At 71.0% G+C, this 15,508-nt stretch carries 14 protein-coding genes; 6 read left to right on the top strand and 8 right to left on the bottom strand.

Features of this window, described 5'->3' with window-relative positions; translation table 11 throughout:
- Nucleotides 1-38: 38 nt before the first annotated feature.
- The 5 genes from pgl to tkt are packed head-to-tail and all read right to left on the bottom strand — an operon-like array spanning nt 39 to nt 6,701.
- Entirely contained in the window at nt 39-821 is a 783-nt protein-coding gene (pgl, locus tag ACZ7LV_RS06535) for a 6-phosphogluconolactonase (protein WP_401676126.1), read from the bottom strand.
- The gene (gene opcA, locus ACZ7LV_RS06530; RefSeq protein WP_471936415.1) at nt 818-1,930 is read right to left on the bottom strand and encodes a glucose-6-phosphate dehydrogenase assembly protein OpcA; all 1,113 of its coding nucleotides are present in this window, start codon (nt 1,928-1,930) and stop codon (nt 818-820) included. Before opcA ends, pgl begins: the two co-directional genes overlap by 4 nt.
- Complete coding sequence (gene zwf, locus ACZ7LV_RS06525; protein WP_471936413.1) at nt 1,927-3,456, bottom strand: glucose-6-phosphate dehydrogenase; 1,530 nt, start codon at nt 3,454-3,456, stop codon at nt 1,927-1,929. Before zwf ends, opcA begins: the two co-directional genes overlap by 4 nt.
- A 4-nt stretch (nt 3,457-3,460) precedes the next feature.
- Entirely contained in the window at nt 3,461-4,579 is a 1,119-nt protein-coding gene (tal, locus tag ACZ7LV_RS06520; protein WP_471936411.1) for a transaldolase, read from the bottom strand.
- A 34-nt stretch (nt 4,580-4,613) separates the two neighbouring features.
- On the bottom strand, nt 4,614-6,701 hold the full coding sequence (tkt, locus tag ACZ7LV_RS06515; protein ID WP_471936409.1) for a transketolase: 2,088 nt from the start codon (nt 6,699-6,701) through the stop codon (nt 4,614-4,616).
- 386 nt (nt 6,702-7,087) lie between these two features.
- On the opposite strand from tkt, the gene ACZ7LV_RS06510 reads away from it, so the two are divergent.
- The 4 genes from ACZ7LV_RS06510 (at nt 7,088) to ACZ7LV_RS06495 (ending at nt 10,361) form a co-directional block, all read left to right on the top strand.
- Nucleotides 7,088-8,041 (top strand): heme o synthase, encoded by a 954-nt coding sequence (locus ACZ7LV_RS06510; RefSeq protein WP_471937762.1) that lies wholly within the window; start codon nt 7,088-7,090, stop codon nt 8,039-8,041.
- A gap of 47 nt (nt 8,042-8,088) precedes the next feature.
- The gene (locus tag ACZ7LV_RS06505) at nt 8,089-8,400 is read left to right on the top strand and encodes a hypothetical protein (protein WP_471936407.1); all 312 of its coding nucleotides are present in this window, start codon (nt 8,089-8,091) and stop codon (nt 8,398-8,400) included.
- Between the two features lie 98 nt (nt 8,401-8,498).
- A complete protein-coding gene (locus ACZ7LV_RS06500; RefSeq protein ID WP_401676114.1) occupies nt 8,499-9,605 on the top strand; it encodes an amidohydrolase family protein in 1,107 nt (368 codons plus the stop codon).
- 18 nt (nt 9,606-9,623) lie between these two features.
- Nucleotides 9,624-10,361, top strand: a complete 738-nt coding sequence (locus ACZ7LV_RS06495; RefSeq protein WP_471936405.1) for a nucleotidyltransferase — start codon at nt 9,624-9,626, stop codon at nt 10,359-10,361.
- On the opposite strand, the gene ACZ7LV_RS06490 is transcribed toward ACZ7LV_RS06495, so the two are convergent.
- Genes ACZ7LV_RS06490 through ACZ7LV_RS06480 form a run of 3 tightly spaced genes read right to left on the bottom strand, consistent with a single transcriptional unit; the run spans nt 10,316 to nt 13,088 of the window.
- Nucleotides 10,316-11,341: a COX15/CtaA family protein gene (locus ACZ7LV_RS06490; protein WP_471937761.1), complete on the bottom strand. Its 1,026-nt coding sequence runs from the start codon at nt 11,339-11,341 to the stop codon at nt 10,316-10,318. The genes ACZ7LV_RS06495 and ACZ7LV_RS06490 overlap by 46 nt on opposite strands.
- A gap of 47 nt (nt 11,342-11,388) precedes the next feature.
- Nucleotides 11,389-12,168 (bottom strand): ABC transporter permease, encoded by a 780-nt coding sequence (locus ACZ7LV_RS06485; RefSeq protein WP_471936403.1) that lies wholly within the window; start codon nt 12,166-12,168, stop codon nt 11,389-11,391.
- A complete protein-coding gene (locus ACZ7LV_RS06480) occupies nt 12,165-13,088 on the bottom strand; it encodes an ABC transporter ATP-binding protein (RefSeq protein ID WP_471936401.1) in 924 nt (307 codons plus the stop codon). Before ACZ7LV_RS06480 ends, ACZ7LV_RS06485 begins: the two co-directional genes overlap by 4 nt.
- Before the next feature lie 218 nt (nt 13,089-13,306).
- On the opposite strand from ACZ7LV_RS06480, the gene ACZ7LV_RS06475 reads away from it, so the two are divergent.
- Both ACZ7LV_RS06475 and sufB read left to right on the top strand, forming a co-directional pair.
- Nucleotides 13,307-14,044: a helix-turn-helix transcriptional regulator gene (locus tag ACZ7LV_RS06475; protein WP_471936399.1), complete on the top strand. Its 738-nt coding sequence runs from the start codon at nt 13,307-13,309 to the stop codon at nt 14,042-14,044.
- On the top strand, nt 14,041-15,462 hold the full coding sequence (gene sufB / locus ACZ7LV_RS06470) for a Fe-S cluster assembly protein SufB (RefSeq protein ID WP_471936397.1): 1,422 nt from the start codon (nt 14,041-14,043) through the stop codon (nt 15,460-15,462). The genes ACZ7LV_RS06475 and sufB overlap by 4 nt, the downstream gene beginning before the upstream one ends.
- Nucleotides 15,463-15,508: the final 46 nt, after the last annotated feature.

The following is a 15,508-nucleotide window of genomic DNA, read 5'->3' as shown; positions in this document are numbered from 1 at the left end:
GCCACCGTACGGCGGGCCCGGCGTCGTCAGGTGGTCCGTCAGGGCGAAGCCGGTGGGTACAGGGACCTCGGGAGTTGGGATGCCGCTGCCGAGTCCAGGAGCCACAGGGTGCGGGCGCGGCCACGAGCGCCTGCCGCGGGGGCCTGGATCTCACCGGCGCCCGAGAGGGCGATCGCCGCGGCGTTCGCCTTGTCCTCGCCGGCCGCCAGCAGCCACACCTCGCGGGCCGCGCGGATGGCCGGCAGGGTGAGGGTGACGCGGGTCGGTGGCGGCTTGGGTGCGCCGTGGACGCCCACCACCATGCGGTCCGTCTCCCGTACCGCGGGGAGTTCCGGGAACAGGGACGCCACATGGGTGTCCGGGCCGACGCCCAGCATCAGGACGTCGAACGTCGGGACCGGGGCGTGATTCTCCGGGACGGCCGCCCCGGCCAGTTCCTCGGCGTAGGCGGCCGCCGCCGCCTCCACGTCCGTGCCGTGCGGGCCGTCCGACGCGGGCATGGCGTGCACGCGCTTCGGATCCAGCGGGACGGAGTCGAGGAGCGCCTCGCGGGCCTGGGTGACGTTGCGCTCCGGATCGCCCTCGGGCAGGAAGCGCTCGTCGCCCCACCACAGGTCCAGGCGGGACCAGTCGATGGCGTCCCGTGCGGGCGCGGCGGCGAGCGCGGCCAGCAGGCCGTTGCCGTTGCGGCCGCCGGTGAGGACGACGGACGCCGTGCCGCGCGAGGCCTGGGCGTCCACGATCTTCGTGATCAGCCGGGCCGCGGCGGCCTGCGCCATCAGTTCCTTGTCGCGGTGGACGACCAGTTGGGGTGTGCTCACTTCGCCGCCGCCTTCTTCACCGGTTCCGCCGCCGTCGCGTCCCGCGCGGGCGCTTTCGCAGCGGCTTCGACGGGAGCCGGGACAGCTTCCGCCGTGTCGTCGGGGGCGTCTCCTTTGGCCGGCGACTCCCCCTCGGCGGGCGCGTCGTCCCGGGTCGCCGGCTCCGGCGCGGACGGCTGCGAGGGGGCGTGCAGCCGTTCCACCCCGTGGCGCAGGGCCGAGGCGTAGGTGTCGTCCGGGTCGAGCCGCCGCAGTTCCTCCGCGATCAGCTCCGCCGTGTCCCGCCGCTTCAGCGCCACCGCACGGTCCGGCTGGCCCTGGATGGACAGCGTGGCCAGCGAGCCGTCGGCGCGGTCGAGGGCGATCGGCCCGCAGTCGGTGTCCATGCGGACCGCGGTGAGGCCGGGGCCGGCGGACAGCGAGCGCCGGACGGGGACGTCCAGCCGGTCCGCGAGCCACATGGCGAGCAGCTCACAGCTCGGGTTGAACTCCTCGCCCTCCACCTCGACGGACCTGACCTCGCAGACGACCTGGTCGAGGGCGGCCGCGAGCATGGAACGCCACGGCGTGATGCGGGTCCACGACAGGTCGGTGTCGCCGGGCGCGTAGGTGTCGGCGCGGGCCGACAGCTCCCGTACCGGCTGCTCGGCCGCGTAGGTGTCGGTGACCCGGCGCTGGGCCAGCGCGCCCAGCGCGTCCCCGGCCGGGTCGAGCGGCGCGTCGACCGGCCACCAGACGACGACGGGGGCGTCCGGCAGCAGCAGCGGCAGCACCACCGACTGCGCGTGGTCGGCGACCTCGCCGTGCAGCCGCAGGATGACCGTCTCCCCGGTGCTCGCCTCCGCGCCCACCCGCACCTCGGCGTCGAGGCGGGACCGGGTGCGGTCCCGGGGGCTGCGCGAGACGCGGCGGATGACGACGAGGGTGCGCGAGGGGTGCTCGCGCGAGGCGTCGCCGGCCGCCTTCAGGGCGTCGTAGGCGTTCTCCTCGTCGGTGACCACGACCAGCGTGAGGACCATGCCGACGGCGGGCGTGCCGATGGCGCGGCGGCCCTGCACGAGCGCCTTGTTGATCTTGCTGGCCGTGGTGTCGGTGAGGTCTATCTTCATGGCCGGCGCCAGCTCCGTCCGTCTCGTTCGAGCATCTGGTCCGCCTCGACGGGCCCCCACGTGCCGGCCGGGTACTGCGCGGGCTTGCCGTGGCTGTCCCAGTACTCCTCGATCGGGTCGAGGATCCGCCAGGACAGTTCGACCTCCTCGGTACGCGGGAAGAGGTTCGAGTCACCCAGCAGGACGTCCAGGATCAACCGCTCGTACGCCTCCGGGCTGGACTCCGTGAAGGACTCGCCGTACGCGAAGTCCATGGAGACGTCCCGGATCTCCATCGAGGTGCCGGGCACCTTGGAGCCGAAGCGGACGGTGACGCCCTCGTCGGGCTGGACGCGGATGACGATCGCGTTCTGGCCCAGCTCCTCGGTCGCCGTCGTGTCGAAGGGGGAGTGCGGGGCACGCTGGAAGACCACCGCGATCTCGGTGACACGGCGGCCCAGGCGCTTGCCCGTGCGCAGGTAGAACGGCACGCCCGCCCAGCGCCGGTTGTCGATCTCCACCTTGACGGCCGCGTACGTGTCGGTCTTCGACCCGCGGTCGATGCCGTCCTCCTGGAGGTAGCCGATGACCTTCGCGCCGCCCTGCCAGCCCGCCGCGTACTGCCCGCGCACGGTGGAGCGGCCCAGGTCCTTGGGCAGCTTCACGGCGCCGAGCACCTTGGTCTTCTCCGCCGCCAGCGCGTCCGCGTCGAAGGAGGAGGGCTCCTCCATCGCGGTCAGCGCGAGCAACTGCAGCAGGTGGTTCTGGATGACGTCACGGGCGGCGCCGATCCCGTCGTAGTACCCGGCCCGGCCGCCGATCCCGATGTCCTCGGCCATGGTGATCTGCACATGGTCCACGAAGGACCGGTTCCAGATCGGCTCGAACATGGTGTTGGCGAAGCGCAGCGCCAGGATGTTCTGGACGGTCTCCTTGCCGAGGTAGTGGTCGATCCGGAAGACCTGGTCCGGGGCGAAGACCTCGTGGACGACCTTGTTCAGCTCCTCGGCCGACCTGAGGTCGTGGCCGAACGGCTTCTCGATCACCGCGCGGCGCCAGGAGCCGCCCGTCTGGTCGGCCAGCCCGTGCTTCTTCAGCTGCTGGATGACCACCGGGAACGAACGCGGCGGCACGGACAGGTAGAAGGCGAAGTTGCCACCCGTGCCCTGCGCCTTGTCCAGCTCGTCGATCGTGGCGCGCAGGCGCTCGAAGGCGTCGTCGTCGTCGAAGGTGCCCTGGACGAAGCGCATCCCCTGGATGAGCTGCTGCCAGACCTCCTCGCGGAACGGCGTACGGGCGTGTGCCTTGACCGCGTCGTGGACGACCTCCGCGAAGTCCTCGTGGGCCCACTCGCGGCGGGCGAACCCGACCAGCGAGAAGCCCGGCGGCAGCAGACCCCGGTTCGCGAGGTCGTACACCGCGGGCATCAGCTTCTTTCGTGACAAATCACCCGTGACGCCGAAGATGACCAGGCCCGACGGCCCCGCGATACGCGGGAGCCGTCGGTCTGCGGGGTCACGGAGCGGGTTCGCTCCGGGGGAGGACAAGGTGTCAGCCCTCCGAAGGGGCGAGGCGCTTCAGCTCCGCCTCGGTCGACTTCAGCAGGTCGATCCAGGACGCCTCGAACTTCTCGACGCCCTCGTCCTCCAGGAGCTGGACGACGTCGTCGTACTTGATCCCGAGCTGCTCGACCGCGTCCAGGTCGGCGCGGGCCTGCTCGTACGTCCCGGCGACGGTGTCGCCCGTGATGGCGCCGTGGTCCTCCGTGGCGAAGAGGGTGGCCTCCGGCATGGTGTTCACGGTGTTCGGGGCGACCAGGTCGTCGACGTACATGGTGTCCTTGTACGCCTTGTCCTTCACGCCCGTCGACGCCCACAGCGGACGCTGCTTGTTGGCGCCGGCGTTCTCCAGCGGGCTCCACCGGTCGGAGGCGAAGACCTCCTCGTACGCCTGGTAGGCGAGCCGCGCGTTCGCGACGGCGGCCTTGCCGCGCAGCGCCTTGGCCTCGTCGGTGCCGAGCGCGTCGATCCGCTTGTCGATCTCGGTGTCCACGCGGGACACGAAGAAGGAGGCCACCGAGTGGATCTTGGAGAGGTCCAGGCCCCGCTCCTTCGCCTTCTCCAGACCGGAGACGTAGGCGTCCATGACCTCGCGGTAGCGCTCCAGCGAGAAGATCAGCGTGACGTTGACGCTGATGCCGTTGCCGATCGTCTCGGTGATCGCCGGCAGACCCGCCTTGGTGGCCGGGATCTTGATCAGGGTGTTCGGGCGGTCCACCAGCCAGGCCAGCTGGCGGGCCTCGGCCACGGTGGCACGGGTGTGGTGCGCGAGGCGCGGGTCGACCTCGATCGAGACCCGGCCGTCCTTGCCGCCGGTGGCGTCGAAGACCGGGCGCAGGATGTCGGCGGCGTCGCGGACGTCCGCCGTCGTGATCATGCGGACGGCCTCCTCGACGGTGACCCTGCGGGCGGCGAGGTCGGTGAGCTGCTGCTCGTACCCGTCGCCGCTGCTGATCGCCTTCTGGAAGATCGTCGGGTTGGTGGTGACGCCCACGACGTGCTGCTGGTCGATCAGCTCGGCGAGGTTGCCGGACGTGATGCGCTTGCGCGACAGGTCGTCCAGCCAGATCGCGACGCCTTCATCGGAGAGGCGCTTCAGTGCGTCTGTCATGGAAATTGCATCTCCTACGTGTCGTATATGAGCGTCAGCGCTGGGTGGCGGCGATCGATTCCCGCGCCGCCGCGGCCACGTTCTCGCCGGTGAAACCGAACTCGCGGAAAAGGACCTTGCCGTCGGCCGAAGCACCGAAGTGCTCCAGGGAGACGATGCGGCCGGCGTCCCCGACGTACTTGTGCCAGGTCAGGCCGATCCCCGCCTCGACAGCGACGCGAGCCCTCACGGACGGGGGAAGCACGCTGTCCCGGTACCCCTGGTCCTGCTCCTCGAACCACTCCACGGACGGCATGGACACCACCCGGGTCGGCACGCCGTCGGCCTGGAGCTGCTCACGCGCCTCGACGGCCACGTGCACCTCGGAACCGGTGGCGACGAGGATGACCTCGGGCGCGCCGCCCTCGGCCTCGAACAGCACGTAACCGCCGCGCGCCGCGTTCTCGTCGGGCTCGTACGTCGGCACGCCCTGCCGGGTCAGCGCGAGGGCGTGCGGGGCACCCTTGCCGTACTCCTTGGTGTAGCGCCCCAGGATCTCGCGCCAGGCGATCGCGGTCTCGTTGGCGTCCGCCGGGCGGACCACGTTCAGACCGGGGATGGCGCGCAGCGACGCCAGGTGCTCGACGGGCTGGTGCGTCGGGCCGTCCTCACCGAGACCGATGGAGTCGTGCGTCCACACGTACGTCACCGGCAGGTGCATCAACGCCGCGAGGCGCACGGCGTTGCGCATGTAGTCGGAGAAGACGAGGAAGGTGCCGCCGTAGACACGGGTGTGTCCGTGCAGCGTGATGCCGTTCAGCTCCGCGCCCATGGAGTGCTCGCGGATGCCGAAGTGGATCGTGCGGCCGTACGGGTCGGCCTCCGGCAGCGGGTTGTCCGCCGGGAGGAAGGACGACGTCTTGTCGATCGTCGTGTTGTTCGAACCGGCCAGGTCGGCGGAGCCGCCCCACAGTTCGGGGATCACGGCGCCCAGCGCCTGGAGCACCTTGCCGGACGCGGCACGCGTCGCGACGCCCTTGCCCGCCTCGAAGACCGGGATCTTCTCCTCCCAGCCGGTGGGCAGCTCGCCCTTGGCGATCCGGTCGAACTCGGCGGCGCGCTCCGCGTTGTTGTCGCGCCACACCTGGAACGACTTGTCCCACTCGGCCTTCGCCGTCCGGCCCCGCTCCAGCGCCTGCCGGGTGTGGCCGAGCACCTCCTCGGAGACCTCGAAGGTCTTCTCCGGGTCGAAGCCGAGGACGCGCTTGGTGGCCGCCACCTCCTCGTCGCCGAGCGCCGAGCCGTGCGCGGCCTCGGTGTTCTGCGCGTTGGGGGCGGGCCAGGCGATGATCGAGCGCATCGCGATGAACGACGGCCGGTCGGTCACCTGCTTCGCCGCCTCGATCGCGTCGTACAGGGCGTGCGGGTCCAGGTCGCCGTCGGGCTTCGGGGCCACGCGCTGCACGTGCCAGCCGTAGGCCTCGTAGCGCTTGACGGTGTCCTCGGAGACGGCGGTCTCGGTGTCGCCCTCGATCGAGATGTGGTTGTCGTCCCACAGCAGCACGAGGTTGCCGAGCTGCTGGTGGCCGGCGAGGGAGGAGGCCTCGGCGGAGATGCCCTCCTGGAGGCAGCCGTCACCGGCGATGCAGTAGATGAAGTGGTCGAACGGGGATTCGCCCTGGGCCGCCTCCGGGTCGAACAGACCGCGCTCGTAGCGGGCGGCCATCGCCATGCCGACCGCGTTGGCCACACCCTGGCCGAGCGGGCCGGTGGTGGTCTCGACGCCCACGGTGTGGCCGTACTCGGGGTGGCCCGGGGTCTTGGAGCCCCAGGTCCTGAAGGCCTTCAGATCGTCCAGCTCCAGGCCGAAGCCGGCCAGGTACAGCTGGGTGTAGAGGGTCAGGGACGAGTGCCCGGCGGACAGGACGAAACGGTCCCGCCCGACCCAGTCGGCGTCCGCCGGGTCGTGCCGCATCACCTTCTGGAAGAGGGTGTAGGCGGCAGGCGCCAGGCTCATCGCCGTACCGGGATGGCCGTTGCCGACCTTCTGTACGGCGTCGGCGGCCAGGACGCGGGCGGTGTCGACGGCCCGCTGGTCCAGCTCGGTCCACTCGAGGTCTGTGGTGGTCGGCTTGGTGCTCACCCTGGGTCAGGGCTCCTCTCCACATGTCGAAGGCCGGTGTCCTGGACGCACACCGGCTGCCGGTGCACTTGGCGCCCACCGGCCGCTGACGAGCCTACCCCCGTAAGAACGTGCGTTTTTTCGAGTGATTCCAGACTGCCGGGAGTGTCGCCGATCCGCCTCCCGACCGGCTCGTTCCCTGTGCGACAAGTGAATACGTGGCCGCTCATCCGACTGCTCAATCGACGCTCCGGGCGCGCCTGCGAACGGGCCCCGGAGCGCGCCGTCCAACACGACCCCACCCCCGCGAAGGTCGCGGTATGGGCAACGTCTACAGTGGCGTGGTACGCGCGAGCCTTTACCCGGACTTCACACGGTTCAGGCTTGCTGGGATGTCTCTGTCAGGGGTGTGCGTGACGGCCGTTGAATCCCGTCCTGCGGGGGTAATCGGGACGAGCCAGGGCCCGACTCACCGGCCGTTCGGGGCCCGGGTCAAGGCGTTCGTGGCGCTGACCAAGCCGCGGATCATCGAGCTGCTGCTGATCACCACGGTGCCGGTGATGTTCCTCGCCGAACAGGGCGTTCCCGACCTCGGTCTCGTGCTCGTCACCTGCCTCGCCGGGTATCTCTCCGCGGGCGGCGCCAACGCGCTCAACATGTACATCGACCGGGACATCGACGCGCTGATGGACCGCACGTCGCAGCGTCCGCTGGTCACCGGGATGGTCAGTCCGCGGGAGTGCCTGGCCTTCGGCGTCGCCCTCGCGATCGCCTCCACGCTGCTGTTCGGCCTCGCCGTCAACTGGCTGTCCGCCTGGCTGGCCCTCGGAGCCCTCCTCTTCTACGTCGTCGTCTACACGATGCTCCTCAAACGGCGTACCTCGCAGAACATCGTGTGGGGCGGCATCGCGGGTTGCATGCCGGTGCTGATCGGCTGGTCCGCGGTGACGAACTCGCTCTCCTGGGCGCCGTTCATCCTCTTCCTGGTCATCTTCTTCTGGACGCCGCCGCACTACTGGCCGCTGTCGATGAAGGTGAAGGACGACTACGCGCGGGTCGGCGTGCCGATGCTGCCGGTCATCGCCTCCAACAAGGTCGTCGCCCGGCAGATCGTGCTCTACAGCTGGGTCATGGTCGCCGTCTCGCTGCTGCTGACCCCGCTCGGCTACACCGGCTGGTTCTACACGCTGGTCGCGCTGGCGGCCGGCGGTTGGTGGCTGTGGGAGGCGCACGCCCTGCAGAACCGGGCCAAGGCCGAGGTGACCGGCGGGAAGCTCAAGGAGATGCGGCTGTTCCACTGGTCGATCACCTATGTGTCCTTGCTCTTCGTGGCCGTGGCGGTCGACCCCTTCTTGCGCTAGCTAGCCCGCTCTTTCCGACCTGGCTACTCGCCGGTAGCATCGTGGTCATGGGAGACACGCAGCAGGTGGACGAGCGCCGGGTGAGCCGGCTGGCCAAGCGGATCAACGCCTTCGCCAAGGCCCACGGAGGCGCCGAGGCCCAGGTCGCCTACCTCGGTGAGCGCGGGGCCCGGATCGTGCTGGTCGGCGAGGACGGCGGCTGGGGCGACCTGGTGGCACCGTCGTACGAGACCGCCGAGAAGGCGGTGCGGCAGTCCGGTCTCACCGTGCACGAGGCCTTCGACGGCGAGTTCGCCGCCAAGGTGAGGACCGGTCCGTACGAGTGGAAGCGGATGGCCGGCATCCAGATCGGCGGCTGACGAGCTCTCCTCCCACGGGGCGCGACGCACGCAACACCTGACACCCGGTTCACCCGTTAGGACTCGTAGGAGTACGTGGTCCAGTCCCGGGAGTCCGGATGATCGAAACGCCGTCCCTCGTGGACCAGTACTGCCATGGCGTGCTGAGAACGGAGCTGGGTCTCGGCACCTTCGAGGCCCAGCTGGCCCGCACCGAGGGCCCGCCCGCCCCCGGCACCACCCTCTTCGACACCCAGACCGGCTTCGCGGTACGCCGCTGGTGCCCCCCGCTGCTCGGCCTGGAGCCGCACTGCCCGCCCGCCCGCTATCTCGCCCGGCGGCGCGAGCTCGGTGTGCTGGAGGCCGCCCGACGGCTGCTGCGCGGCACCGGCATCACCACCTATCTCGTCGACACCGGGCTGCCCGGCGACCTCACCGGACCCACCGAGATGGCCTCGACCGCCACCGCCGAGGCGCGGGAGGTCGTCCGCCTGGAACTGCTGGCCGAACAGGTCGCCGACACCTCCGGCACCGTCGAGTCGTTCCTGGCGAACCTCGCCGAGTCGGTGCACGGGGCCGCCGTGCACGCCGCCGCCTTCACCTCCGTCGCGGGTGTCCGGCACGGTCTCGCGCTCGCTCCCGAACCGCCGGGGCCGGGCGAGGTCCGGGGTGCCGCGGGCCGCTGGCTGGCCGGCCGCCGGGTCGGCGGCGAGCTGAGCGACCCGGTGCTGCTGCGGCATCTGCTGTGGATCGCGGTCGCCTCCGGTCTGCCCCTGCAACTGCACGCCGGCCTCGGCGAGCCGGGCCTGCGCATCGACCGCACCGACCCGGTGCTGCTGACGGACTTCGTCCGCGCGACGGCGGGCCTCGGCACCGACCTGGTCCTGCTGCACGGCTATCCGTACCACCGGCACGCCGCACACCTAGCCGGCGTCTTCCCGCATGTCTACGCGGACTCCGGCGCCGCCCTGGTCCGCACCGGCGCGCGCGCCGCCACCGTCCTCGCCGAGATCCTGGAACTGGCCCCCTTCGGCAAGATCCTTTTCTCCAGCGGTGCCCAGGGCCTGCCCGAGCTGCATGTGGTGGGTGCCCGGCTGTTCCGCGAGGCGCTGGCGCGCGTCCTGGGCGCCTGGGTCACCGAGGGCGCCTGGTCCCTGACGGACGCTCAGCGCGTCGCGGGGCTGATCGCGGCGGGCAACGCACGCAGGGTGTACGGCCTCGACTGAGCCGGGGAGACTGGGCGGATGCCGACCGAGGACCTGCTCGACCGCTTTCTCGCCGGGCTCCTGCCGCTCGGACCGCTCGCCGTGTGGGCGCACGGTTCGCTCGCCGGGGGCGACTACCAGGAAGGCCGCAGCGACCTCGACCTGATCGCGGTGCTGCCGCGACCCGTGACGCCGGTGCTCGCCTGGCGGGTGGCGACGCTGCACAGCGGGCTGCGTGCCGAGCCCCTCGCGGCCGGGCTGCACTGCAGCTATCTGACGCCGGGCACCTCGCGCGACTCCCGGCGGCCCCATCTCACCTGGGCGCACCGGCGGTTGATGCGGCGCCCGGTCACGCCCGTGACCCGACGTGAGCTGCACGCCTTCGGCCGTGTGCTGTACGGTCCGGCGCCGACGGAGCTGCTGGAGTCCGTGCCGGACCAGGAGCTCGACGAGTTCGTCGTGCGCGACCAGCGGGAGTTCTGGCGCCCCGCCGTGCGCCGGGCGGAGCTGTGGACCCAGGACGTCTGGGTCGACGTGGGGCTGACGACCTTCGCCCGGGCGACCGTCACCCTGCGCGAGGGGCGGCTTATCTCCAAGCGGGAGGCGCTGGAGACGCTGCCCGGTCTCGGGGCGCCCGCGGCGGTGGTCGAGGACGTCCGGGAGCGTCGCTACGGGGATCCCGCGCCGCCCGCGCCGGGCTGGGCGGCGCGGCGGGGCGAGCTGACCCGGAGCTACCTGGGGCCGGCCGTCGACGCGCTGGTGGCGGCGTACTCCTGAGCCGCCGGTGCCTCGTCCGGGAGGTCCGCCGGGCGTTCGCGCAGCGCGAGGGCCACGCGCAGCACCGCGATCCAGACCAGGCAGGAGCCGAGCATGTGCAGCCCGACGAGGAGTTCGGGCAGGTCGGTGAAGTACTGGACGTAGCCGATGACGCCCTGGGCGAGCAGGACCAGGAAGAGGTCGCGGGTGCGGTTCAGCGGGGCGCGGGGGGCGTCGACCGCCTTGAGCACGAACCACAGCGCGAAGGTCAGCGTCACCACGATCCACGCCAGGACCGCGTGCACCTTGCTGACGGTCTCCCAGTCCACCGGCATCCGCGGCACGTCGCTGGAGTCCCCCGCGTGCGGGCCCGCCCCGGTGACCACGGTGCCGACCGCGATCAGCAGGACGCTCGCGGCGACCAGGCACCACACCAGCTGCCGCACGGCCGAGCCGACCAGCTGCCGCGGCACCCCGTCGCCCTCCCGGGCCCGCTGCCACATCACCGCGGCGACCGTGATGAGCGCCGTGGTGGCGAGGAAGTGGGCCGCGACCGTGTACGGGTTGAGGCCGACGAGCACGACGATGCCACCGAGCACGGCGTTGCTCATGACGACCCAGAACTGGGCCCAGCCCAGCCGGGTCAGGCCGCGCCGCCACGGCTTCTGCGCACGGGCCGCGATGATGGCCCAGCCGACGGCCGCGCACAGCACGTACGTCAGCATGCGGTTGCCGAACTCGATGACGCCGTGCAGGCCCATCTCGCGGGTCGTGGTCAGGGAGTCGTCCGTGCACTTGGGCCACGTCGGGCAGCCGAGGCCGGAGCCGGTCAGCCGGACCGCGCCGCCGGTGACCACGATGAGCACCGCCATCACGAGGGCGGCGAGCGCGGCCCGCCGGACCGTCCGGGAGGTCGGGGTCCAGCGCGCGGCGATGAAGGCGAGCGGGTTGCGCACGGCGGCTGCGGCGTCGGAGGGGGTCACGTTCGGCACGCCGACCATCGTAGGCCCGGGCTTGTGCACGCTTTCACGAGGGGCCCGTATCGGTCCTACTCCCAGCGGAAGAAGCGGCCCGCCGCGGCCAGTCCCACGACCGACCATCCGGCGAGGATCCCCAGGTCGCCCCACGGCATCCCGGCCCCGTGCCGCAGGACGTCGCGCAGCCCGTCCGAGAGCGCCGCGATGGGCAGCAGGCCGAGCACGCTCTGCGCGGCGTCCGGGAACTTCTCCAGCGGGACGACGACCCCACCGCCGACGAGCAGCAGCAGGAACACCAGGTTCGCCGCGGCCAGCGTCGCCTCCGCCTTGAGCGTGCCGGCCATCAGCAGACCGAGCCCGGAGAAGGCCGCCGTACCGAGGACCAGCAGGAGGAGCACGGCGAACGGGCTGCCCTGCGGGGACCAGCCCAGCGCGAGCGCGATCACCGAGACCAGGAGCACCTGGAGCACCTCGACCACCAGCACGGACGCGGTCTTGGCGGTCATCAGGCCCCAGCGGGGCAGCGGCGAGGACGCCAGCCGCTTCAGCACGCCGTACCGGCGTTCGAAGCCCGTCGCGATGGCCTGGCCGGTGAAGGCCGTGGACATCACCGCGAGCGCGAGGATGCCGGGGGCGAGGAAGTCGACGGCCTTTCCCTCGCCGGTGTCGACGATGTCGACGGTGCTGAAGAGCGCGAGCAGCAGCGTCGGGATGATCACCGTCAGCAGCAGCTGCTCGCCGTTGCGCAGCAGCATCCGGGTCTCCAGCGCCGCCTGCGCCGCGATCATGCGGGGGAGCGGGGCGGCACCGGGCCGGGGGGCGTACGTGCCGTTCTCGGCCGCCGTGGTCATGAGCGCAACTCCTTGCCCGTGAGCTCCAGGAAGACGTCTTCGAGGGTGTGCCGTTCCACCGCGATGCGGTCCGGCATCACCCCGTGCTGGGCGCACCACGACGTCACCGTCGCCAGCAGCTGGGGGTCGACCTTGCCGGCCACCCGGTAGGCGCCCGGCGTCAGCTCGGCGGCCGTGCAGTCCGCGGGCAGCGCCTTGAGCAGGGAGGTGACGTCGAGACCGGGGCGGCCGGTGAAGCGCAGGGTGTTCTCGGCGCCGCCGCGGCACAGCTCCTCGGGGGAGCCCTGGGCGATGACGCGGCCCGTGTCGATGATCGCGACGTCGTCGGCGAGCTGCTCGGCCTCGTCCATGTAGTGGGTCGTGAGGATCACGGAGACTCCGTCGGCGCGCAGCTCCCGTACGAGGTCCCAGGTGGCCCGGCGTGCCTGCGGGTCGAGGCCGGCGGTCGGCTCGTCCAGGAACACCAGCTCCGGGCGGCCCACCACGGCCATGGCCAGCGCCAGCCGCTGCTGCTGGCCGCCGGAGAGGCGGCGGTAGCTCGTACGGCCGCAGCTGCCGAGGCCGAGGCGCTCGATCAGGCCGTCCACGTCCAGCGGGTGCGCGTGCAGCCGGGCCACGTGGCGGAGCATCTCGTCGGCACGGGCACCGGAGTAGACGCCCCCGGACTGGAGCATCACGCCGATCCGGGGCCGCAGCGCGCGGGAGCCCGTCACCGGGTCGAGGCCCAGGACGCGCACCGTGCCCGCGTCCGGTCTGCGGTACCCCTCGCAGATCTCGACCGTGGTCGTCTTGCCCGCCCCGTTGGGACCGAGCACGGCGGTGACGCCCGCCCGGGCCTCCAGGTCGAGGCCGTTCAGCGCGGTCCTGTCGCCGTACCGCTTCACCAGGGCCTGCACCTGGACCACGGGCTCACTTCGCATGGGTCCAGAGTCTAGGTACGTGCCCGGTCACCCGGACGGGCGGGTGCGGGAACTCCTCCGGACGGGGAGCCCGGCCACGACCGGCCCTGAGCTCGTGATCTGATCGATCAAAGATCGTTTTCGCAGGTCAGCTTAGGTATACCTAAGTGACGCAGGGCACCGTCCGGCGGATCGGCCGCCGCTTGTCAGGCTCTGAGGAATTACGCAACAATGGCGTTGTGAAAAACGTCGGCGAGGCTCGGGAGACCCCCACGGGGGCCCCTCAGGAGGAGTTCGCGACCGGAGAGCGCTCGACGCGCAACCGGGTCGCGCGGTCCATCCTGGACCACGGGCCGTCGACCGTCGCCGACCTCGCCGGACGGCTCGGGCTCACCCAGGCGGCCGTACGCAGGCACCTGGATGCGCTGGTCGCCGACGACGTGGTCGAGGCGCGCGAGCAGCGGGTCTACGGAGCGCGCACACGCGGCCGCCCCGCCAAGGTGTTCGCCCTGACCGACTGCGGCCGCGACGCCTTCGACCAGTCCTACGACAAGCTCGCCGCCGACGCCCTGCGCTGGATCGCCGAGCGCGAGGGCGGCAGCGAGGCGATCGCCGCCTTCGCCCGCGCCCGGATGGCCGCCCAGGCGGGCGCCTACCGGGCGGCGGTCGAGTCGGCCGCCCCCGACAAGCGCGCCGAAGCACTGGCCAAGGCCCTGAGCGTGGACGGGTACGCTGCTACGGCGCGCAGCGCGCCCACCGGCGAACAGCTGTGCCAGCACCACTGCCCGGTCGCCCACGTCGCCGAGCAGTTTCCGCAGCTGTGCGAGGCCGAGACGGAGATCTTCGCCGAGCTGCTCGGGACGCATGTCCAGCGGCTGGCCACCATCGCGCACGGCGACGGTGTCTGCACGACGTTCATCCCCAAGACTTCCAAGTCCGACAACACTGCAAGCACGGCCGGGAGGAACCCCGCATGACTCTCCCCACGGAGACTGCCCACCCCGAACTCGAGGGTCTGGGCAAGTACGAATACGGCTGGGCCGACTCCGACGAAGCCGGTGCCGCAGCGAAGCGCGGCCTGAGCGAGGCCGTCGTCCGCGACATCTCGGACAAGAAGTCCGAGCCGGAGTGGATGACCAAGCTGCGCCTCAAGGGCCTGAAGCTCTTCGAGAAGAAGCCCATGCCGAACTGGGGCTCGGATCTGTCGGGCATCGACTTCGACAACATCAAGTACTTCGTGCGCTCCACGGAGAAGCAGGCGGAGTCCTGGGAGGACCTGCCCGAGGACATCAAGAACACGTACGACAAGCTCGGCATCCCGGAGGCGGAGAAGCAGCGCCTCGTCGCCGGTGTCGCGGCCCAGTACGAGTCCGAGGTCGTCTACCACCAGATCCGCGAGGACCTGGAGGAGCAGGGCGTCATCTTCCTCGACACCGACACCGCGCTGAAGGAGCACCCGGAGCTCTTCAAGGAGTACTTCGGGACCGTCATCCCGGTCGGTGACAACAAGTTCGCGTCGCTGAACACCGCCGTGTGGTCGGGCGGCTCCTTCATCTACGTGCCGCCGGGCGTGCACGTCGAGATCCCGCTCCAGGCCTACTTCCGGATCAACACCGAGAACATGGGCCAGTTCGAGCGGACCCTGATCATCGTCGACGAGGGTGCCTACGTGCACTACGTCGAGGGCTGCACCGCCCCGATCTACAAGTCGGACTCGCTGCACTCCGCCGTCGTCGAGATCATCGTCAAGAAGAACGCCCGCTGCCGCTACACGACCATCCAGAACTGGTCGAACAACGTCTACAACCTGGTCACCAAGCGCGCCGTCGCCTATGAGGGCGCGACCATGGAGTGGGTCGACGGCAACATCGGCTCCAAGGTGACGATGAAGTACCCGGCCGTCTACCTGATGGGCGAGCACGCCAAGGGCGAGACCCTGTCCATCGCCTTCGCGGGCGAGGGGCAGCACCAGGACGCCGGCGCCAAGATGGTCCACATGGCGCCGAACACCTCGTCCAACATCGTCTCCAAGTCGGTGGCCCGCGGTGGCGGCCGTACGTCCTACCGCGGTCTGATCGAGATCGGCGAGGGCGCCCCGGGCTCGAAGTCCAACGTGCTCTGCGACGCGCTCCTCGTCGACACCATCTCCCGCTCGGACACGTACCCGTACGTCGACGTCCGTGAGGACGACGTGTCCATGGGCCACGAGGCGACCGTCTCCAAGGTCTCCGAGGACCAGCTCTTCTACCTGATGAGCCGCGGTCTGAGCGAGTTCGAGGCGATGGCGATGATCGTGCGCGGCTTCGTCGAGCCGATCGCCAAGGAGCTGCCCATGGAGTACGCCCTGGAGCTCAACCGGCTGATCGAGCTGCAGATGGAAGGCGCGGTCGGCTGACCGCCCTCCCCAGAAGCAGCAGCAGATTTCTGACGTAGGAAGAGAG

The organism is Streptomyces sp. NPDC107562, assembly GCF_055657325.1.
Note: the sequence above shows the minus strand (reverse complement) of the source record. Positions and strands in the feature narration are given on the sequence as shown.